Origin of the sequence: Nostoc sp. PCC 7524, assembly GCF_000316645.1 — a bacterium.
Classification (GTDB): Bacteria; Cyanobacteriota; Cyanobacteriia; order Cyanobacteriales; family Nostocaceae; genus Trichormus.
Map to the genome: position 1 here is coordinate 6,429,993 of NC_019684.1, position 20,891 is coordinate 6,450,883.

Consider the following 20,891-nt stretch of genomic DNA (forward strand, 5'->3'; position numbering starts at 1 on the left):
TGCCCACCCTGAAATGTTGCTGCTTAACGCTCAAGTGACTTGCGATCGCTAAAAGTCGCAACACACCATTCTATTCCCCTTTGTAATGGGTTGATACCAAATTTAATCACTAATCTGACGGGACGAATCAGATAATAAAGACCAGAAAGCCAATTTGGTAACGGCAAAGCCACATAATCCTTATCTTTGGGAGTTAACGCAAATTGGCACACAAATAGACATAGTAGCACTTTATATTTAAGGCTTTCTATAACTCTGAAATGAAAAGCTAAACGCCAAGACCAAAAAGACCTTTCAAAGACATCTAAAGGTGCATCAATTTGACTAAATAATCTTTGTTTTACTTCTGCTGCTAGTTTGGGAATAATTGAAGATGCTTGAATTCTTTGATTAACTGCTTCTGGTAGATTAATTCCCTGGATATCCTGGGCTAAAAATAATCCTAATAACAGCATTCGTTCACAGTTTTGTTTCTTAGCCTCTTCCCATAGTTTTGACCATTGGATTTCAGGATGCGCTGTGATTAATTCCGCAAGATCGCAAATCCAAGATAATCTTTCCCATAAGTCTTTACAACCATGTACGCAGAGGTACAAAATTGAATCCTCTAGGGATAGTTGCAGGACATTAGCACCAGCAAGAGATATGGGCTGAAGACGTTCCCACAACTGATCAAATTTTGGCTTATAAGGAAAGTAAGTTGGTGTCAATTCCCAGTGCAGGTCTATATATACTATACCGTCATCACTAACCAAGGTGTATTCGCAAAATACTTCTTGCAGTTCATCTCGCGTTTCGGTTAAGTATTCCTCTAGTTGGTATTTTTGAGATTTCAATAGTTCTATGACTTTGGGGATATCTTGCTTTTGAACTAGAATGTCTAGGTCGCCAAATCTCCGTAGGGATAAATTACCGTAAGCTGAACTTGCCAATATTGGCCCTTTGAAGGATATGGCGCGAATATTATTGGCTGCTAATAATTTGAGTATGTTGATGAGTCTGTGAGAAAGTAAGAGATTGTTCAGGGTAATTTTTTGGCAATTAGTTTGTAAATAAGCCAGAATACTGGGAGAAACTTTGTCTGGACAAGTGTTTTTCAAACTCATGTACAGTAGCGGTTGTACTTTATGCCAGACGGCGATTTTGAACAGATAATTCCAGTCTATTTCTTCCTGTAGCAGCCGCTCAATTTTTGATGCTGTTTCTGGACTAATTTTGGTTTTAGCACAGCAGATGAGTAATTCTGCTTCTTTGTTTGTGATCAGATTTGGTGCTGTCGCAGATATTTGAGGTAATGTAATCATTATTTTTGAGAACTGACTAGCTCTGTTAATCAAGCATAGGTAATAGGGAACAGGTGACAGAGAACAGAGAAAGATATTTATGTTCTTGTTGTGTGATTTGAAAATCGGAAGTGGGGATTAGGTTTAGGGAAAAGACTTTTTCATGTTTGCTTGTGGGTTTTACCTGTGAGTGACTGTCTTGTATAAGTCTCTTCAAATAGGTTGGAATTAAATGTTTTGCAAAAAGTGATTAACAAAAACAATTATTTCATTAAGGAATAGGCTCTTATGTAAAAGTTTGATAAAATTTACGTCGGTAAAATTACTTTTGTTAAGTATAAAATTATAATTTACCATCTATGCTGAATTATCTACCAAACAGTAGATGCAATTTGAACAGCATTTATGATTTTAAAATTCTCAATGGTCTAAACTTGGTTTAGATATAACGCCGCAACAATCCGATAAATATTTCAGGTGTTTCTAAATGGGGTAATACTCCGGCATCAGCGATCGCGTGAAATGCTCGAATTGCACTTATATTTAAATTAGCCAAGCGTCTTCCTAATTGGATGGTAGTAAACTGCGCCTGTTCGCCCCAAAAAAATACTGTAGGAATTGTTAGTTGCTGAATATACAAGCTTAAGTCAAAATACAGGTCGCCACGTAAAAATGCTAAAGCAGCAAATTTAGCATTAGGTTGTTGTGCAGAAGTTAAATAAGCTTGCACCATCTCTGGTGTGACGCGTTCTGGTTTGGTAAAGAGAAAACTTTGCAGAAAATTTCTCACTGCCATTTCATTTTCTGCCCCCAGGGCATAAATTAAATTGTCTAATAGGGGTGTATTAATTATTGCTAGTGGAAGTCTGCGTCCTGCACCTTGGCCAAAGTCATCAAACCCAGAAGGACATACCAAATACAAACTTTGAAATAACTCAGGTTGCTGAATTGCCAAGCGAATAGCCAAAGCAGCCGTCAGTGAAGAAGCTACCACTGTGACTGGTTGGTGACAAGTTTGGCTGATAAATTCTGCGATCGCTATAAGATAATCTTTAATCTGGTAATCTCTAACTGGATGAGCCGATTCGCCCCAACCAATTAAATCTGGGGCTAATATCCGGTGTGTAGGTGCAAAAGCTGGATAGACTTTCGACCATTCATAAGCAGAAGCCCCACCGCCAAAATTGTGTAAAAACAGTAACGGGGGTAACTCTTCAGTGTGATTATCTAACCAAGGTGCAGCCGTTTGGGTATAGTAGACGATTTTCCCCAAAGATGTGTTGATAACTTTATGCCCAAAACCAGGAGGTTGAAACTGAAGCATAGTTAGGTAGGGAATAGGTGACAGGTGACAGGTTACAGGGTATGGAGAAGAAGCGGTTATGCTAAAGTCAAAATTCAAAATTCCGAAGAAATCAATTATCCTCTAACTTGAGTTAATTGATTGAGGCGATCGCCACTGATATGGTAAGCTGCTCCAAAACCAATGACAAACCGACCCTCACTAGGAGTTAATTGGAAAATCCGAAAATCAGCTAAACCTTGTAACACTTCAATAATCTCGCCAAAACGTGAGCGAAATTGCTCCACAATTTGCTGCCAAGTTTCCGTTTCCCGCTCTATTAAACTAGCTGTACAATCAAAACTCAACCGCCGACGCGCAAAAATTTGATTAGTCTTGGCTTCATCCTCAATAAATAATACACATACATGAGGATTAGCATAAATATTTTTGGTATGAGTTGAAAGCCCACTAACGTAAATATAGATATTCTTAGAATCGTCCATCACAAACGGCGTATAACTAGCATTGGGAATTCCCTGTTCATTGACAGTGCTAATAATGACGCTTTCAAACTCCTGACAAAAACCTTCGTACTCAGCCTGAGCTTTTTCAACTTGGCTCATAAGTGAATCTCTGCCTCATCAATTAAAAATTCAAAATTACAACCACCGTAATTGACACTCCACCGCCCTATAAGGGCGGGGATTCTACATTCACCGACTCGCCGTTAGACGACAGGTTCGCACCCTTACGGGTTCGGCAGTCGCTCATGGGGGAGACCCCCAAGACCGCGCTGCCTCACCAATCGCCCAAGAGGGCAAATCTCCTGTAGCGTAAGTTCCGGTATGCCCTACCGTACTGAGTCCTAACCTCAAAATGTTGATTGCTGCGTTGATGTCTCTGTCTTCCGTATATCCGCAATGTGGACAAACATGAGTCCTTGTAGACAGAGATTTCTTGACTTTTTCACCACAGTTAGAACAATTTTGACTGGTGTTATGGGGAGGAACAGCAACAGTTACCTTCCCATATTTATGAGCAAAATATTCCAACCACAGGCGAAAAGTGTACCAACCAGCATCAGAGATGGATTTAGCTAGATGTCGATTACGTACCAAACCCTTAACATTTAAATCTTCGTAAGCTACCAAGTCGTTAGATTGGATGACGGAGTATGCTAATCTCTTGCAATACTCTTTTCGCTGCCTACTTACTTTTAAATGCTTACGGGCATATCTATTTCTAGCTTTGTGGTAATTGTTTGATTGTCTTTGCTTGGCTTTCTTTCTATCCCGACTGAACTTTTTGGATTTCTTGCGAGCAGCTCGTTTTAACTGCTTTTCTGACTTGCGGTAGAACTGGGGTATCGGTTCTACATTACCTTTGTTATCAGCAATGAAATACTTCAACCCTAAATCAATACCAACTAATTGGTTGGTGGGTTGAGTGTCTACTCTGACATCAACATCAACTGCAAATTGAGCGTAGTAACCATCAGCACGGCGTACTAATCGGACACGCTTGATTTGCTTGATGTCATAGTAATTCAGGTCATAGGTTCCCTTTAATTTCAGAGTTCCAATTCCTTTCTTGTCAGAGAAAGTTATGGCTTTTCTTGTTTCTGAAAGCTTCCACCCAGTTGATTTGTATTCAACTGAACGGCAATTTTTCTTAAACTTCGGGAAACCCTTTTTACCTTTGATTTTCTTTTTACAGTTGTCGTAAAATCGAGCGATCGCACTCCAAGAACGTTCTGCGGCAGACTGTCTAGCCATCGAGTTGAGTTCATCAGCAAAGGGAAACTCAGCAGCTAGCACAGCACAGTATTTATTCAAGGCGTACTTATCTACTTTTGAATCTTTGTGATCCATCCAGTAGCGCAAGCACTTATTTTGAATGAATTGGCTAGTACGAATTGCTTCATCTATTGCCTGATATTGCTTATCTTTTCCCTTGAGCTTGAACTCGTAAACAATCATAGTATCGACCAATTAATCACTTATTTATACTAATGCAAAGAGTATAAAGCCGTCCTGGAAGGACGGGGTTTTCAACCCAAATTTCTGATAACTGTTACATTTCGTTATGATGTAGCAAGACGATGTTGATGATGAGGACGCAATTGTGACAGATAAAAATCGTTCTCAATGGGACTTAGGTAGGTTTCTGGAAACCTTGACATATTTTGAAGTTATTCCTTTGCTTAACTGGGTACAGCAGTTAATCCAAGGTCGTCCGCAAGATTATCGACCCGATGGAGGGAAAAGCGTGGGTGTAGTCTTAGTAGCAGGTGCAACTGGTGGGGTTGGTAAACGTGTAGTCAAAAGACTTTTAGAAACAGGTGTAAAAGTTCGCGCATTGGTACGAGATATTGATAAAGCTAGGTCAATTCTTGGTCATGATGTTGACTTAGTATTGGCTGATATCACTAAGCCAGAAACCTTAACGCCTGTAGTGATGGCTAATATTCAAGCTGTAATTTGTTGTACAGCAGTACGTGTCCAGCCAGTAGAGGGAGACACAGCAGATAGAGCTAAATATTATCAAGGGGTGAAATTTTATCAGCCAGAAATTGTTGGTGATACTCCTGAAACAGTGGAATATCAAGGCGTAAAAAATTTAGTCGAAGCGGCAGCAAAATACTTACCATCTGCCAATGAAAAACTCATATTTGATTTTACCAATCCCTCAATAGAGTTAAAAAATATTTGGGGTGCGCTGGATGATGTGGTGATGGGTGGTGTGAGTGCCAGTAATATTTTATTAGTAGAAAATACCGCTTTGTTTACTGGTAATGTCTCCACTGCTAACTCTGGAGGATTTGCATCTGTCAGAACTAAAAACTTTGATCCACCTTTTAATTTATCAGGCTATGAAGGTGTAGAATTACGCATCAAAGGTGATGGTCAGCGTTATAAAATATTTCTGAGGACGGATACTCAATGGGATAGTTTAGGCTACAGCTATTCTTTTGATACTGTTGCTGACACTTGGATTAATGTGCGTATTCCCTTTACAGATTTGATTCCTGTATTTAGAGCTAAATCTGTATCGAATGCGCCACCAATTGATACAAGTAAAATCAATTCTTTGCAATTGATGTTGAGTAAATTTGAGTATGATGGCGCGTTAAATCCCAATTTCTCCCCTGGTAATTTTGCTTTACAGTTGGCATCAATTAAAGCCTATGGTGGTAGCAATACACCACAGTTTATTCTAGTCAGTTCCGCAGGTGTAACCCGTCCTGGTAGACCAGGAATTAATTTGGAGGATGAACCACCAGCCGTCAGGTTAAATGACCAATTGGGGGGAATTTTAACTTGGAAACTCAAAGGTGAAGATAGTTTAAGAGCCAGTGGGATTCCTTATACAATTATTAGACCTTGTGCTTTAACGGAGGAAGTTGGAGGTAAAGCACTGATATTCGAGCAAGGTGACAACATTAAAGGCAAAATTAGCCGGGAAGATGTAGCACAATTGTGTGTGCGATCGCTGCAACAACCACAGGCTTGTAATGTTACATTTGAAGTAAAGTCAGGGGAAAATATTGTTCAATTTATTGATTGGCCACAATTGTTTTCTAATTTAAAACCCGACCTGTAAATAATGCAGCATGACACAAGTAGGGGAGATGAGGTAATCAAAAACTTAAACCCCATCTCCCCCAAGGAGTTAATTCAATGTTTCGTAGATTATTATTTGCTGGAACTCTGGTAATTGTGATTTGGCTGGGTCTATTATCAAGCCCTGCTTCATCACAGCAAATTGAATCTCGTCTCAATAATTTACAAGCAGATTTCAATCGTATACAGTCACGATTAAATCAAATAGAATCGCAAATCAATCAAAACCGCCAACTTCCATCTTCCAGAACATCAATTACAGTACCATCAGGCTCTAGAAGAACTGTATCACAGTCAGAAAGAGAGCGAATGTTTGATAGGCTAGCAACATTAGTAGTAGAATTAAAGCAACAAGTTAATCAATTAGAGGAGCGAGTTGATCGGCTGGAGTCACCTAAAAAATAAAATTTGTGGTGACAAGTCCATTCCTATCACTTGCTACGGAAATAGACCAATCACCACTTTCTATCTATTAACTGTGTGTGCTGTGACTCTTGACTAATTGAGCTACAAATTTGGGTAGATAATCTGGTCTAGCCTTCAACAATAATTTTACCAACCATGCCTGCACCACGATGGGGTTCGCAGTAGAAGGTATATTCACCAGCAGGAGTATCTGCGGCGAAGGTGGTTGTTTCTTTTTGACCAGGACTCATCATCAAGTTTTTGTGAGATAGAGACTTAGCTAAATCGCCACTTTTAGCTGGGTTAAGAGCAGCATCAAACACAACGTTGTGGGGAGGTACTTTGTTGTTTAACCATTCGATAGTATCGCCTGGTTTAATTGTCAACTTTGCAGGTTCAAATGCCAGCATTCCCTTATCAGTACCCAGTTTTATTGTGTAAGTTTCAGCCGCAGCACTGGGCGCAAAAATGGCGAAGCTGCTTACAACTAAAACAAGTGACAATACAGCCAAACTCAAGCGTCGCCAGCTAGCAGCAATTAATTTCATGGTGTACTCCTAATCAATAACTTTTATTTTCCCTCTCCCATTTTAAATAAAATTAACGCCAAATATGACAATCTGTCGTAGATAATTTTTTTTTAAGCGATCGCCAAAAATTCATAGCAAAAAAACTGTCAAATAGCAACCACTACGTAATAGTTATTATCTTCTACTCCCCAACGCCACTTGCTACAAGTCGGCATAGCCGACGACAGTTGCCTTAAGTCGGGAAACCCGCCCACGGCACTGTCTCCCCAACGTAGTGGCTCCTCCCTACTCCCTGTATGTATTGACAAAAATTCTGAGTCCTGTATTCTGAGTTCCGCATGGTGAGGAATGAGAATTGAAACTGAGGCATAAATCCTCAATCAATTTCCCTGTCTCCAGCATTCAGAACAAACTTACAGGACTCAGCACTCAATCAACAGTTGTGTTTAGTAGTAGATTTTGCCGCCACCCCACTTGTCGCCAAGAATTTTTGGCTGAAGCAGAATATGACCAGCGATCGCTTTGAGGTCATCGTCGGTCAAATTACGCATTTCGGTGAAAATATCTGCACTCTTGGTGCTGGGGTGTAATTCGGAAATCTCTTCTTCTCCGTCGTAGGTGGTGGGATTCTTCATATAATCCACCAAACCTTCAACGTTGTCACGCTTGGGTGTTGCTAACGCTAGGGCTTCTGGTTCAAGTCCTACGTTTTGGTTGGTCTTAGTTACACCACCAACATGACATTGAGCGCAAGCGTATTGGAATAAACGTTTGCCTTCTTTCACTTGTTTTAAACTAAGTGTGACGGTATCACCCTGATCGTTTAGTTGCACTGTTCGGGTAGCTTCGTCCAGTTCCACAGCTGTTGCGCTACCGACAACTAACTGAAACGTCAGTAAAACAGTAACTACAACAACGCCAATAAGTCTTCTAAACATTGTTTCCCCTTAAAGATTTTGACGCTCAACACAGCTAAGAAAGTGATACTCAATCTCTATATTGCTAGTTAATTATTTTTTGCCATCAGCTAAAACCCAAAATTTGTCTCTGGTGATTTTATACCTAGTTATTTTTGGGGGTGTTGTAGACAATATTCGGTAAATTATTGCCTTTGCATCCTCTAACGCTAAACAGATTGCTTGCTGTCTGTGAGAAGTTAGAAGTTGGATTAGCACAGACGAAACCGTGACTACAGTCACACTGTAGTCTACTGATATCTCTGCGATCGCTAGGTTTACACAACCCATAATGTTTGTTAACTGACAGATAGAGATTGAGTCGCTGTAATACCAATATCACGTTAGGAGTGCAATTTGTTGCTCAAAATTGGGAATGGGGGATCAGGGGAGGCAGGGGAAGCAGGGGGAGCAGAGGAGCAGAGGAGAAAAACTAATGACTATCGACTATTAACTACCCCTTCCCACCAGTGAAGGTGGCGCTTTTGATGAAGTAGCGGTTGAAAAAGGCGTAAATACATAAGGCTGGTAAGGTAAATACCATTGAAGCGGCCATGATGTAGTTCCAGTAGCTGATGTACTGGCCTTTGAAGCTGTTTAAGCCCAAGGGGAGGGTAAACATTTCTGGATCAAATAATATGACAATAGGTAATAGAAAATTATTCCAACTACCCATAAACACAAACACTGCTTGTGCTGCTAATGCTGGTTTAGCTAAAGGTAAAATAATATACCTAAAAATACCAAAGGTATTTAAGCCATCTAGTTGGGCGGCTTCTTCTAATTCTTTGGGAAAGTTAACGAAAAACTGCCGCATCATAAATATAAACGTGGCGTTGACCATACTAGGTATAATCATGCCCTGATAAGAATTCAGCCAGCCAATGGCTTTTAAAATCAAAAATGTGGGAATCAGTGTAATTTGTGCTGGTACTGCTAGCACAGCCAAAATGAGGAAAAACCAGAAATTTCTGCCCACAAAGCGCAGTCTAGCTAAGGCGTAACCAGCCATTGAATTAAACAGCAAGTTTAACCCCGTGACGCTGATAGCAATGAACACACTATTGAATAGCCAACGTAAAAATAGGGGTTCTTGTAAGAAGATTTGTTTGTAGTTATCAAGGGTAAAATTTTGTGGAAAAAAATTAGGTTCACCACTGATAATCTCTGAAAGAGGCTTAAATGATGCAGACAACGCCCATAGAAAAGGAATTAAGGTAATGACTGCATAGATAGTCAACACAACATACAGCAGCAACTTAGTTCCAGAGAAATGACGCAGCATGAGGAATGTAAAATAGTGCGACCATTTCAATTATCCTCCAGATAAAGCTTGCTGTAACTTTTTGCAGCTTTTTTCAATGGCATCAATGCTACCAGCATTGATAAATCCGTAATAATCAAGTACATAAACGCGGTTATTTTGAGTTGCTGCTAATTTCTGCCAGAAAGATTGTTTTTTCCAATCATCTAAGACTGATGTTGATTGTTGTTGCGGCGGATTAACTACCAGTACAACTTCGGGATTAACTTCTAAAACTTTCTCTGGTGACAGGGTGATATAACCACGAAATTGACTTTTGCCTTGTAAATCCGCAGTGACATTTTGTACTTTAAATTGAGTCAGTAAATCGCCTGCCCAACTATTTTTGTTAGGGGATAAAATTGGTTGAGAACTGACTAATGCTAAAGTTGATACATTCTGTTGAGGGATATTACTAATAAAACTTTGATAGCGGTTGATTAAAGGCTGGGGGTCAGCATTAATATATTGAGCTAAGTCTTGTGTCAGCTTTTCTAGCGCCTGCCAGCTATCAAGTTTATAAGTATAGACGGTAATACCTAATTCTTTTAATCTCTGGGTTTCTTGGGTAAAAAAGCCCTCTGGGATGATGGCTAAATCGGGTTTGAGTGCGATAATTTTTTCTAAATTAGGTGGGGTTTGATTTTCACTAACACGAGGAATATCTTTGAATCTGGAATCTTTTTGAAATAAACTACTACCAGTCATACCTACCAATTTAGTTTGATCCAATTGGTAGATAATATCAGCAGCAATAGTAGATAGTGCCACTACTTTTTTAACAGATGTTTGTGGTGATGTCACACTCTTATTTTGGATTGTGGGTAAGACTTGTGCTTGAGGAGTAGGTGTAGAATTACAAGCGCCTAAAGCCAAAAATAATAAGCAAGATATCCAGCGTTGATACATATTAAAACTATTGGGAAAATGAACAAGATTAAAAACGAACTGTGAGACTAGCAGCAAAGTTAATACCAGGTTGTGTATATAAATCAAGGAAGCGATCGCCTGCATTAACACCCCGGACATCAGACCATTCAATATACCGTTCATTGAATAAGTTGAAAATCCCCAGGTTTAAAGTTGTATTGCGATTAAAGTTGTAGTAACCCAGTAAATCTACAACATTGTAAGCTTTAGGTTTAAAGAAATTACTATTACTAACTCTGTCTTTATCTGCTACAACAGTAGTTGCTAATTCTGCTCCCCAAATATCACCCGGAGAACGATAGCGAAGTCCTAAAACTGCTTTGAAAGGATCTATCGAATCCAGAGGTTGATTTGTTTCTTTGTTATCACCTACAGCATAAGCAAAACCACCAAATAAACTCACACCGTCGGAAGTGTTACTGAAGCGATATTCACCTTTAGCTTCAATCCCGTAAATTCTTGCACCCCTAATATTTTGACTTTGAAATTGTTGAAATGGTCTACCACCTATGCGTAATACTCCAACTTGTACAGAATCAATAAAATTGTCGTAGCGGTTATAAAATCCTGTGAGACTAAATTTACCTTGAGGAAAATTACCTCGGATACCTACTTCATAGCTATCACTGGTTTCTGGTTTCAAATTAGCATTAGGTAATACTGTGTAACCAAAAGCAAAATTGGTAAAAGCCAGTGTGGCATCATCGTAGGGAGGGCTACGAAAACCACGGGCATATTGAGCAAATAATGAAACTTCTGGTGTCACTTTGGCAACTATACCCAAGCGTGGTGAAATAGCCGAATCAGAAAAACCTTTTACTTCATAATTTTGAGTGTTGATTCTATTAAAATCATCGTCTCTGTTAGGACTTAACTGATAATAGTCATAACGAATTCCTGGGATTAAAGTAATTCTGCCATCAGCAAATTCAATTTCATTCTGTACATAAACTCCACCCCTTAATGTGTTGGTATCGGGGAATGTTTTATTAGGGAAGAGTTCGCCTATGACATTTTTTGTCACTGCGCCAGTAGTTTCATTAAACTCTGTGGCATCACGGGGACGAGTAGTGGCAGTATTAAATAAATCAAAACCGTAGGTAAGACGATGATTAACATTCCCCGTTTTGAAATTACTTTCTAACTGAACATCTCCCCCAATAATTTGTTGAGAAAACTCATTTTTCTGTACCCGACGAATGTTTTGTCTAGCATTGTTAATAAAACGTGTTTCTACTTGCTCTGTCGTGTCTGCATCTTGGTAATAAAGCTGCCATCTTAAGTTTTGGAATAATGAACTATTAGGATTAGCATAGTCATGACTGAAACTAATTCTCCCTCGTCGCACATCATCTTCTGCAAATTGACTAACTGTTGTTAATCTTGTAAAAGGATTAAACCCCGCAGAACTTCTAACATCAGTATCAGTGTTGCGATCAAGTAATTCACCAGTCAGCCTAAAAGTATTATTATCATTTGGACGAAAAACAACTTTACTAAAGAAGTTATTACTCCCTATATCTTGAGGATTAGGTGCAATTCCGCCATAGTTCTGAAGTTCATTTTGATCACGGCGAGTATATTGTAATAACCCTGATAAATTTTCATCTCCCCCAGCAAGAGTTATAGTTCCAGCTAACCCATAATCAGAAGTGTTATGGCTGACTTTGCCACTTACATAGAAAGGACGATTAAAAATACTTAAATAATCTTCTGGATCTTTGGTAATGAAAGAAACAACGCCGCCAATGGCATCACTACCGTAAAGAGTAGAAGCAGGGCCACGGATAATTTCTACTGTTCTCAGAGATTCAAAATCGACTAAATCACGGCTAGTAGTAAAGTAAAGATCAGGTACACGAACATTGTCTACTTGGATTAATACACGATTACCTTCAATGCCGCGAATATTAATACTAGAATTACCTCCACGGGTGGGGCGATTGCGTACAGATACGCCGGGTTCGTAACGAATTAAATCTTTGATATCGCGGATAAAAAGATTTTGAATATCTTCATCATCAATGACGGTAATTGTCCCAGCAGAATCTTGTAATGCTCTAGGTGTACGAGTTCCTGTGACAGTAATTTCAATATCTGCTTCACTGCTAGTTGTTTCATCTTTCTGTTGACAGGCTTCTGGCAAGTCTTGATTATTAGCTTCTACTTGGTTATCTTCAGGGGGACATTCCTCCTGTATTTCCTCTTGCTTTTCTTTGAGTAATTCAGCGTTACGATTTGGCAAACTAATTTCATGCAATTGGGCAATTTCTGCTGATGCAGCCGAGAGATTACCAAAAGTAATTAATAGGATGTTGAAAAAAAGTAAATTGGTTTTCATGATTTTATGGCACTGGAAAATCAAGGTTAATGTGGCAACAATAACCAGCAAATAATCAAATTATGAGTAGGAGTGTTTTAATTACAGGCTTTACGTCACTAAACTCTTGGCTTTACAAGGTGTCAGGCAATACAGTTTAGGTAAGGAGAAAAGTAGATTAAGTTGTTTGCTCTTCAATCCAGATATTTTTGTATTTAAGAATTTCATCATAATCAAAAAATATTATTAATAATTTTCATAAGTTAAGATGCTAAATGTACTCACATTTGCAATAACTCAAAACTAAAAATGGCCATAATTAATCAACCTACATCTGTGGAGATTCCTAATAGGTATGGATTGACCAGCCCATTACACAGGTAGTAGGATGTTCCTAAAGCTACGCCACTATGGCTACTTCAGTTAGCTAAACTCTCATTATTCCCAGATAAAAGCAAAGTTACCAACAGTAATGGATGTCTGTGAATATACTCCGCCTACGCCCCCAGGACTTTAAGTAGAAAAGCTGACTTTTGTCACTTCATCTTTTTTATCTCAGTAGTTATCTGTAAATCATTAGAATACTAATGCAACTTTTTGTCAACTACTTTATTGAAAAAATATATCATTAATTTCTCAAATTAGGGCAAAGGAACTAATTAGAGGATGTCAAGTAACAAGACTATTGGCTTTGGAGGGTGTAATACCAATTCACAACGATGCTCCCACCCTGCTCTAAGCGCAGCTATACCGTAGGCTGTACGCAATTAAAAAACTTAGATGCAGCAAAGCTTTCAGGGTTTACATCTGTATCATATTTTTCGTGAAATGGTATTACTTCCTGGCTTAAGAAGCTACGTATTTGGTAAAATATTGTTACCAAACAGCCATTTAATTTTGCATATCCCACTGAAATTCTGCTAACAATAACAAAGAAAAAGACATGACAATACCAGTAAATAAAAACTGCCAACTGCTAAAGTAAGGCAAAAGCAAGGTTGCTAATATATGAAGTAACCCGATAAAAATTAAAGCGCGAGAATGTACTCCTATGCCAGTAAATAAATAACCAATAGCACTTAAACCTAGCCATAAGTTACAAATTTGAACTAATAGTTCACCCCAGCCGAAGAAGATAGCATAATTAGTACAAATAAGCCCACATAACATGAGAATTATCCAACAATAAAGTAACCATATCAAGCCTTTTTTATATAGCCAATAATTGGACAATGCCACCATTGCTAATAGTCCAGTAAAACTGATTAATGACCATAAAATTGTTTGTGTTATCCAGTTAATTGATAAAAACTGGGCTGTGATAAACATGGGAAATATAAGTAATGCCCAAACTATCAAAGCTAAATCTATTTGAGTATATAGATTTGAATATAGTTGATAATTGCCTATTCGCCATTGGAAATAAAAACATTGAGAAGATTTATCGATTGGTAAATTAATCCGCTTGCGACGAAGTGGCGGTACAGAATTATCAAAAAAGCTCATATTCTTATATTTTTACTAAAAACCAGGGATAAAAATGAATTGTTCAGTAAAATAATCGCGTTAAAAATAGATTTAGAGTGATAAAAAATCCAGAAAGATTATAGATATTCAGACTATGAAAGTAGACAAGCAATCTTAAGTTTGCTTATCTGCAATATCAGTTTTACTTTGCCTGTGAACGTAGAATAAAAGAATTGCAAATAAGCAATAACCTACTGCCCATTCACCACCTGCTCCCCAGTGAAACACCCCCACCGTGTCGGCTTCAGTCCAGCGATAACTGTGCATACCTCCTAACCAGGAAAATAGAGATGCCAGTATTGCCCAAATAGCTGCTTTCTGAAATTCCCGTTCAATGATGTAGACCATGATGGATGCGAGAACAATAGTGGTGAGAATATAGCCCTGTTCTAGAGCAAATGCTCCATCCATAAACAAACTTTTGAGTTGAAACTGCTCAATTACAGCAGAAGTGAAGGGACGTTCTGCTGTACCCATATCTCCGACTCTTAAAGCAGCCTTAGCCACAAGCGCACCCCAAGCAGCAATTGATACTAATAAACCCACTACGACCGCAGGAATATGACGCAAAGGTGAGGCAGTAAAGGCTTGCGTGACAATACAAACGGCAATAGCAATAAAAATTGCCATTCCTGCTTCAATTGGCACAAAATAAGCAACTAATGAAACTGTACCGCTTAAGGCAAGGATAGAAGTAAAAACTCCAGTCAGTATGGAATAGCTCCATCCAGACTCCATTGCTTTCCATGCTTGATGACCTGAATAAATAATTGTCGGAAAACAAGAGCCAGAAACAGCAGCGAGCAGTGTAAACACTCCTTGTGCCATCAGAGCAGATTTTCGAGGATAGGAGTCTCCAACTGCTTCTGCCGTTTCTAAATTCTGAAAAGCACAAATAAATTCAGAAATCCCCAGAGGAACGATAACACCGAGGTATTCCCATAAAAAGCCCTTTCCCTGCCATAATTGTCCTAACCAAATTCCTGGGGTGTAAATGCCAATTGGTTGTAAAGCTTGCTTTAAGTTGACGTTATCCCAGTGCATTAAACCTGTTCCCCAAGCTAATACGGTTCCCAGTAGAATCGCCAATAAACCGGCTGGAATAGCAAACTTAACTCTGCCAAAGTAAGCCAACAAGATGATACCCAAAGGAACAAAACTCACAATTGGATAGGTAAAGGTTCGTAAGAAAAAGCCCATAGCGATAAATGTCAGGGCAATTCCTCCTAAAGTTGACAGATGAGCTGCTAAGGGAATGTATCGCTGGAGAAAATTTACCACCCACAAAAGTGCAAGCTTGATAACTCCAGAACCCAAACAAGCAACTATACCAGCCTGCCAAGCTAATTCCCCAGCTGCTTCAGGGGAAGCACCTTGAGCAATTGCTGCTGTGCGTACTGGCAGCATGATCAGAAAAATATATGGTAAGACAGTGATGGTATTAACACCATAGGGTAACGCTGTCATGTCAAGTCTTGACTGCTGTTTGCCTTCATGGTGAGCGAGCCAAGCATAAAAGCAGTTGCCTACACATACACTAAGTGCAATTCCTGGCAAAATACGTCCGTAAATCAGGTTAGGACTAAAACCCAATACTTCTTGACACAGAGTAACAATTAGGATCAATTTGACAAAGTTTTCTAAAGCTAGCGCCACAAATCCTTCTATGTCTCCAGGCAAAAATAAACGGCGCAATGTAATTGTTAGCACTTAATTATTCCTCGTCTAATGGAGAGGTTTTATTAGCTATAAAAGACTGGTAATTTTGCAAAATCTCATCATGGGCGCACAGGTTACTTCCGCCCGTGCGAATGAAATAAGATATTTGAGATAAATTCTTTTTTGGTATACCCTAATTAATTTACTAATTTCAAATATTTTTGATAAAATCTTCTGTCTTTCACTTTTGTTATCGCAGTGGTGGCAGCATTTGATAGAGTGCTGTAAAGGGCTTATTCTGCACAACTACATCCGTGAGATTTTGTTGGTTTTGCTGTTCGATACAACTCGTAGAAACCAGTAGTGACAATTCACATGAACTGAAACTATTTCCCTTGGATATATTCATGTTTATTGTCTGTAATTCGTCTTGATTTTCCATAATTAATTGTGTTGATTAGGAAATCTATTAATGTTTCCAGGTTATTCTGTCTGTACAGGAAAACAATTCAGTATCTTTACTAGATTAGGTATAAATTTTGCATAAAATTGAACGGGGTGAATATACAAGGGTGCGTCAGTATGAATAATTTCTTGGTACAGCTAGGTTTTCTCGCACTGACGCACCCTACTAACCGTCAATTTGGAATAATTTATTTTTTGGTATTCCCCGATCGCTTGTCCCTTAATTTTTACCCAAGAAAACTTACCAAACTTAGATAAGTGGTTTATGCTCTGGCAGTATCTCAAGAGAAGCATCTCCACCTCTATTCAACCTAATTCCTACAGATGTTTCTATACTTTCTCAACGCCGAAAAATCGCCGTTGTAGTAGGGTAACGGCGATAATTAGCACTGCTAATAAAAAGGCGATCGCAGCTGCATATCCCATCTGTAAATAGCGAAAAACATTTTGATAAATCAGCAGCACTACAGTGAGAGTGGCATTATTAGGCCCACCAGTACCACCAGAAAAAATATAAGACTGATCAAATAATTGAAAAGTACCAATAATTCCTATTGCTACAACGAAGAAGGTGACAGGTTGAAGTATAGGAATAGTAATATAAATAAATTTTTGCCACCAATTTGCACCATCTAATTCGGCAGCCTCATAAAGTTTCTGGGGAATATCTTGCAAAGCTGCTAAATATATCACCATGTAAAATGGTGCAGTTGACCAAATATTCATAATCATAATGCCTTTGAGGGCAATGGCTGGATCACCCAACCAATTGTAAGTAGGTAGTCCGAAAAAAGCGAGAAAATCATTTAATAAACCATCAGTGTTATAAATCCACATAAAAATGAGGGTTAACACCGCCGAAGAAGTAACTGTTGGTAAAAAATAGAGGATACGCCACCAATTTTTAGCACGAATACCTGAGTTTAAAGTGACTGCCAAAATCAAAGCCAAAACAGTTTGAGTAGGGACAACAATGGCTACATATTCTGCTGTATTTCTCAATGCAATCCAAACCCTTGCATCATCAACTAAGCGGTGAAAGTTACGCAAACCAATAAACTGATAATCAATACCACCTAAAAGTTGTACTTTATGTAGGGAAAGAAAAACAGCGTAAATAATAGGTAGTAATACAAAAATTCCTAAAACCAGAATGGCGGGCATCATAAATATATACCCCATGAGGCTGTCTGTGATGTTCCACCTGTGGTGTCTTCTGTGCCTGCGGTTAAGAAACACAAATATACCTCCACTTGATCAGGGAATAGGGAACAGGGAACAATGAAAATGTAAAAGGTAAATTTAATTACTTTCTAAAGTATGAAATTACTTGACATTATGCCCCTTCCTGGGATAGAGGCTTAACAAAATAAGTAAAGTTAAATTTTAGTCATTCACTGTTTCACACTCAAACTCATGATGGCTCCTGAAGATATATTTTAGGAGCTTTATTCAATGGTGAATCGAGAATATAGCAATCCGATTTGATTTCTGTTCGTTTAGCGTGGCGTAGCCAATTTATTGGTGTAGGTAGGTGACAGGTGACAGGTGACAGGTGAGCCACTGCGGTGGACGGGTTCCCCGGCATATAGCAAGTGGCGAACCCCTTTAGGGGTGACAGGGAGCAAAGATTATCAGGCGTACTGTATTTATGTGCCAGCGCAGGCTACGCCAACAAAAATCAAATAGGAGTCCTATAGATATTTTCGATTGATACTGGGTTTTCTCAAAAAATAAATATTATTCCTAATATCTACCCTATAGATAAGAGAATTATTTTAAGTTTAATAGCCATGTTTTTAGATAGGAAAGATTAGCTAAAAATATTTACTATTCTCAATAACTTACTAAAGAATCTGAAGGCGGTCTATTGTTTACTGAATTTTTAATTAACTTAAAGGATTAATATCTATGCAACTGAAACCAATCAATCAGCAAGTTGTTTCAGTCGTTGGGGCTTCCAGTGGCATTGGTCGTCAAGCAGCCCTCCAATTTGCTCAACGGGGAGCAAAGGTAGTTGTCTCGGCTCGTAGCCAACCGGGATTAGAATCTTTGGTGAAGGAGATTAATGGCTTTGGGGGTGAAGCGACTCCTATTGTTGCCAATGTGGAGGTATTTGAAGAAGTTCAAGCGATCGCCAATAAAACTGTAGAATTTTACGGACGACTCGACACCTGGGTACACGTTCCAGCTATTGGGTTATTTGCCACCTTTGATAAAACTACCCCAGAAGAATTTAAACACGTCATTGATGTTGATTTGATGGGACAGGTATATGGTGCAATGGCTGCACTCCCTCATCTCAAGCGTGAGGGTAGGGGGGCATTGATTCACATTTCTTCGATGGAAGGCAGGCGATCGCTACCATACCAAAGTGCCTATTCCGCCGCTAAACACGGAGTTGAGGGCTTTGTGGAAGCCATGCGTCTAGAATTACAACATGAGAACTGGCCTATCAGTGTCACAAGTATCAAGCCAGCCGTAATCAATACTCCATTCTGGAATAATGGTTTGACAAAGCTAGGTGTCAAACCTGCCGGAATACCTCCTTATTATGATCCTCGATTGGTGGCTGATGCCATCTTGTATGCAGCCGAACATCCCACCCGTGACTTTTTAGTTGGGGATGCGGCTAAGGTATTAGATGTGCTGCAACGGCTGTCACCATCATTAGTGGATTCATTTTTGTTACGTGTTGCTTTCCCGATGCAACGGAGTTCTGAAGCCAAATCAGCAGATGCAGCCAATAATTTTTACCAACCTGTTGAAGAAGAAGACAGAATAGACGGTGACTTTAGTAATCAAGTCATACCCAGTATTACTGATGCGCTCGATAAAAATCCCTTACTTCAGTGGGGAGCGATCGCTACTGGAGCTATCTTCGTATTACTAGCAATGGAAACATTTAAACAAAAAGGAAGTATCTAAATAATACAGTAGATTTGATGTTTATGAGGTACAGCAACTAATTGAAAAGAGTAATGAATAATGAGTAGTGAGTAATGAGTAATGAGTAATGAGTAAGAAATTTACTCATTACTCATGATGTACCTCACTTAATTCAAAAGTGCTGTATCAATTTCCAGACTTAATACTGTCTTTTGATAGAGTAAAATACTCAAAATTTGAGTTGAATAGTAAGTGTTATAGCTGGTGAACCAAGTGATGAAAACATTTGGTTGTTATGAGATATCAGCTAGCAATTAGTATTCTTTGACAATTTAGATAATGAGGAGAAAAAAGCAAATGGAAAACATTAGCGCGGCTAGAACAACTGAGCGTTACTGCGCCTTAATTATAGGAGTTGTATTTTTGCTTTTGGGTTTAGCAGGATTTACCCCGGCTCTAGTTTCATTACCAGGAACAAGTGAATCTTATATTCCAGCCGATGTTGCTCCTAATGCCTACGCTGCGGGCTTTGGTTATATCTTTGGTTTATTTCCCACCAACTTTTTACATAACTTAGTACGCTGCGCTGTAGGATTGTGGGGCATAACTTCTTACACAAGTGCTAGCAGTAGCCGAATATTTAATCGTGCTTTTGCAGTTGCTTATTTGGTGCTGGCAATCATGGGACTATTGCCATTTGCCAAAACATTTTTTGGCTTCATGCCATTATTTGGTAACAATGTTTTGATTAATGCCCTATCAGCGATCGCTGCTGCTTATTATGGCATTGTCATGCCAGCAAAAGTAGCGGGTGTGAATGTGTCGCAAAATCTTTGATATCTCATTTGTTGTTTAAATTCACCCTTCAAGCCATTGTATAGGGTTTAATTGATAGTATCTTGCAAGTAGCTCATACAGTGCCGAATGCTCATGTAATAATTGCTGTGGCTTTTCAAAGAATGTCTCAGTCGCCACAGCAAAAAATTCGGCGGGATTAGTTGCGCCATAACTATCAATTACTGTTCTGATTCCTTTCTGAACATGATGACAAAGTCGTTGATATTCTGCTGTCATCACCCTAGACCAAATCTGATAATCTGATTTGTGCGGCAAAATAGGCACACCTTCAGCTTTACCATCTTCTTGATCTAACTGATGGGCAAATTCATGCAGCACCACATTATGTCCATCTCTCCAGTTTTGCGTATCTCGTTGTACCTGTTCCCAAGATAGAATTACTTGGTCTTGAGTCCATGATTCTCCTAATCTAGCATCACGTCTTTCTGAAATCACATAATCACTCACAGCAACGGTTTCATTCACAAAATACGTACTGGGATAAATCAAAATTGAACGCAGTTTAGGAAAGTATCTGCTGCGTTCATTCAACAATAATAAACAGGCAACAGATGCAATAGTTAATTGCATTTCTGCCGTTACCTGTAATCCTCTACAGCCAATAAATTGCTTCTCTGCTAAGAATATTTGTATATGTCCTTGCAGCCGCTTACGTTCTGTAGCAGAAAGTTGCAGATAAATAGGCAAATTATTCTCAATCATCGCATTCCATAAAAGCGGAAAGGGGCGCTGTTTAATCCGGGTTCTCCGTTTTTTGATGAGGATGGGACTAATAAAAATCACAGCGAGGATTATCCCTAGAATTAGAAAGAGAATAACTGCTTGCAACATACATAAAAACTCTCTGCTCTAGTCCCT

The 20,891-nt window shown here is 39.0% G+C and carries 18 protein-coding genes and 1 pseudogene; 4 read left to right on the top strand and 15 right to left on the bottom strand.

From position 1 onward, the window contains the following. Positions 1-23: 23 nt before the first annotated feature. The 4 genes and pseudogenes from NOS7524_RS26350 to NOS7524_RS26365 form a co-directional block, all read right to left on the bottom strand. Positions 24-1,304, bottom strand: a complete 1,281-nt coding sequence (locus NOS7524_RS26350; RefSeq protein ID WP_015141532.1) for a nucleotidyltransferase domain-containing protein — start codon at positions 1,302-1,304, stop codon at positions 24-26. Positions 1,305-1,722: 418 nt separating this feature from the next. Further along, complete coding sequence (locus NOS7524_RS26355; RefSeq protein ID WP_015141533.1) at positions 1,723-2,607, bottom strand: alpha/beta fold hydrolase; 885 nt, start codon at positions 2,605-2,607, stop codon at positions 1,723-1,725. Between the two features lie 95 nt (positions 2,608-2,702). After that, positions 2,703-3,191 (bottom strand): HugZ family pyridoxamine 5'-phosphate oxidase, encoded by a 489-nt coding sequence (locus NOS7524_RS26360; RefSeq protein WP_015141534.1) that lies wholly within the window; start codon positions 3,189-3,191, stop codon positions 2,703-2,705. 67 nt (positions 3,192-3,258) lie between these two features. Then, a pseudogene (locus NOS7524_RS26365) lies at positions 3,259-4,547 on the bottom strand (RNA-guided endonuclease InsQ/TnpB family protein). Between the two features lie 145 nt (positions 4,548-4,692). Between NOS7524_RS26365 and NOS7524_RS26370 the strand changes: the two are divergent. Together NOS7524_RS26370 and NOS7524_RS26375 are read left to right on the top strand one after the other, a co-directional pair. After that, positions 4,693-6,171, top strand: coding sequence for a CIA30 family protein (locus NOS7524_RS26370; RefSeq protein ID WP_015141536.1), 1,479 nt, complete (start codon positions 4,693-4,695; stop codon positions 6,169-6,171). 77 nt (positions 6,172-6,248) lie between these two features. Beyond that, positions 6,249-6,596 carry a hypothetical protein gene (locus NOS7524_RS26375; protein ID WP_015141537.1) on the top strand — a complete coding sequence of 116 codons (348 nt, stop codon included), beginning with the start codon at positions 6,249-6,251 and terminating at the stop codon, positions 6,594-6,596. A 128-nt stretch (positions 6,597-6,724) separates the two neighbouring features. Here the strand turns inward: NOS7524_RS26375 and petE are convergent, their stop codons facing one another. From petE to NOS7524_RS26420, 10 genes are all read right to left on the bottom strand, one after another. Next, entirely contained in the window at positions 6,725-7,144 is a 420-nt protein-coding gene (gene petE / locus NOS7524_RS26380) for a plastocyanin (RefSeq protein ID WP_015141538.1), read from the bottom strand. A gap of 128 nt (positions 7,145-7,272) precedes the next feature. Further along, positions 7,273-7,434 (bottom strand): hypothetical protein, encoded by a 162-nt coding sequence (locus tag NOS7524_RS30300; protein ID WP_171815399.1) that lies wholly within the window; start codon positions 7,432-7,434, stop codon positions 7,273-7,275. Positions 7,435-7,572: 138 nt separating this feature from the next. After that, complete coding sequence (psbV, locus tag NOS7524_RS26385; protein WP_015141539.1) at positions 7,573-8,064, bottom strand: photosystem II cytochrome c-550; 492 nt, start codon at positions 8,062-8,064, stop codon at positions 7,573-7,575. Between the two features lie 472 nt (positions 8,065-8,536). Beyond that, the gene (locus NOS7524_RS26395; RefSeq protein WP_015141541.1) at positions 8,537-9,367 is read right to left on the bottom strand and encodes a carbohydrate ABC transporter permease; all 831 of its coding nucleotides are present in this window, start codon (positions 9,365-9,367) and stop codon (positions 8,537-8,539) included. 30 nt (positions 9,368-9,397) lie between these two features. Next, positions 9,398-10,294: an ABC transporter substrate-binding protein gene (locus tag NOS7524_RS26400; RefSeq protein ID WP_015141542.1), complete on the bottom strand. Its 897-nt coding sequence runs from the start codon at positions 10,292-10,294 to the stop codon at positions 9,398-9,400. Positions 10,295-10,322: 28 nt separating this feature from the next. Next, on the bottom strand, positions 10,323-12,656 hold the full coding sequence (locus tag NOS7524_RS26405) for a TonB-dependent hemoglobin/transferrin/lactoferrin family receptor (protein WP_015141543.1): 2,334 nt from the start codon (positions 12,654-12,656) through the stop codon (positions 10,323-10,325). 870 nt (positions 12,657-13,526) lie between these two features. Continuing rightward, a complete protein-coding gene (locus NOS7524_RS26410; RefSeq protein ID WP_015141544.1) occupies positions 13,527-14,141 on the bottom strand; it encodes a hypothetical protein in 615 nt (204 codons plus the stop codon). Positions 14,142-14,276: 135 nt separating this feature from the next. Further along, positions 14,277-15,872 (bottom strand): hypothetical protein, encoded by a 1,596-nt coding sequence (locus NOS7524_RS26415; protein WP_015141545.1) that lies wholly within the window; start codon positions 15,870-15,872, stop codon positions 14,277-14,279. A gap of 199 nt (positions 15,873-16,071) precedes the next feature. Then, the gene (locus NOS7524_RS29745) at positions 16,072-16,263 is read right to left on the bottom strand and encodes a hypothetical protein (protein ID WP_015141546.1); all 192 of its coding nucleotides are present in this window, start codon (positions 16,261-16,263) and stop codon (positions 16,072-16,074) included. Between the two features lie 353 nt (positions 16,264-16,616). Beyond that, positions 16,617-17,468, bottom strand: a complete 852-nt coding sequence (locus NOS7524_RS26420; protein ID WP_051039214.1) for a carbohydrate ABC transporter permease — start codon at positions 17,466-17,468, stop codon at positions 16,617-16,619. Positions 17,469-18,197: 729 nt separating this feature from the next. Here NOS7524_RS26420 and NOS7524_RS26425 point away from each other — a divergent pair. Next, on the top strand, positions 18,198-19,214 hold the full coding sequence (locus NOS7524_RS26425; protein ID WP_015141548.1) for an SDR family oxidoreductase: 1,017 nt from the start codon (positions 18,198-18,200) through the stop codon (positions 19,212-19,214). Positions 19,215-19,532: 318 nt separating this feature from the next. Further along, positions 19,533-20,012, top strand: coding sequence for a DUF4383 domain-containing protein (locus tag NOS7524_RS26430; RefSeq protein WP_015141549.1), 480 nt, complete (start codon positions 19,533-19,535; stop codon positions 20,010-20,012). 21 nt (positions 20,013-20,033) lie between these two features. Here NOS7524_RS26430 and NOS7524_RS26435 read toward each other — a convergent pair whose 3' ends face one another. Then, positions 20,034-20,864, bottom strand: coding sequence for a zinc-dependent peptidase (locus NOS7524_RS26435; protein WP_015141550.1), 831 nt, complete (start codon positions 20,862-20,864; stop codon positions 20,034-20,036). Positions 20,865-20,891: the final 27 nt, after the last annotated feature.

Excerpts from the sequence above, each read along its gene's own strand:
- NOS7524_RS26350 (WP_015141532.1), bottom strand. The coding sequence starts at position 1,304 with ATGATTACATTACCTCAAATATCTGCGACAGCACCAAATCTGATCACA.
- NOS7524_RS26355 (WP_015141533.1), bottom strand. The coding sequence starts at position 2,607 with ATGCTTCAGTTTCAACCTCCTGGTTTTGGGCATAAAGTTATCAACACA.
- NOS7524_RS26360 (WP_015141534.1), bottom strand. The coding sequence starts at position 3,191 with ATGAGCCAAGTTGAAAAAGCTCAGGCTGAGTACGAAGGTTTTTGTCAG.
- NOS7524_RS26375 (WP_015141537.1), top strand. The coding sequence starts at position 6,249 with ATGTTTCGTAGATTATTATTTGCTGGAACTCTGGTAATTGTGATTTGG.
- petE (WP_015141538.1), bottom strand. The coding sequence starts at position 7,144 with ATGAAATTAATTGCTGCTAGCTGGCGACGCTTGAGTTTGGCTGTATTG.
- psbV (WP_015141539.1), bottom strand. The coding sequence starts at position 8,064 with ATGTTTAGAAGACTTATTGGCGTTGTTGTAGTTACTGTTTTACTGACG.
- NOS7524_RS26395 (WP_015141541.1), bottom strand. The coding sequence starts at position 9,367 with ATGCTGCGTCATTTCTCTGGAACTAAGTTGCTGCTGTATGTTGTGTTG.
- NOS7524_RS26400 (WP_015141542.1), bottom strand. The coding sequence starts at position 10,294 with ATGTATCAACGCTGGATATCTTGCTTATTATTTTTGGCTTTAGGCGCT.
- NOS7524_RS26405 (WP_015141543.1), bottom strand. The coding sequence starts at position 12,656 with ATGAAAACCAATTTACTTTTTTTCAACATCCTATTAATTACTTTTGGT.
- NOS7524_RS26410 (WP_015141544.1), bottom strand. The coding sequence starts at position 14,141 with ATGAGCTTTTTTGATAATTCTGTACCGCCACTTCGTCGCAAGCGGATT.
- NOS7524_RS29745 (WP_015141546.1), bottom strand. The coding sequence starts at position 16,263 with ATGGAAAATCAAGACGAATTACAGACAATAAACATGAATATATCCAAG.
- NOS7524_RS26420 (WP_051039214.1), bottom strand. The coding sequence starts at position 17,468 with ATGGGGTATATATTTATGATGCCCGCCATTCTGGTTTTAGGAATTTTT.
- NOS7524_RS26425 (WP_015141548.1), top strand. The coding sequence starts at position 18,198 with ATGCAACTGAAACCAATCAATCAGCAAGTTGTTTCAGTCGTTGGGGCT.
- NOS7524_RS26430 (WP_015141549.1), top strand. The coding sequence starts at position 19,533 with ATGGAAAACATTAGCGCGGCTAGAACAACTGAGCGTTACTGCGCCTTA.
- NOS7524_RS26435 (WP_015141550.1), bottom strand. The coding sequence starts at position 20,864 with ATGTTGCAAGCAGTTATTCTCTTTCTAATTCTAGGGATAATCCTCGCT.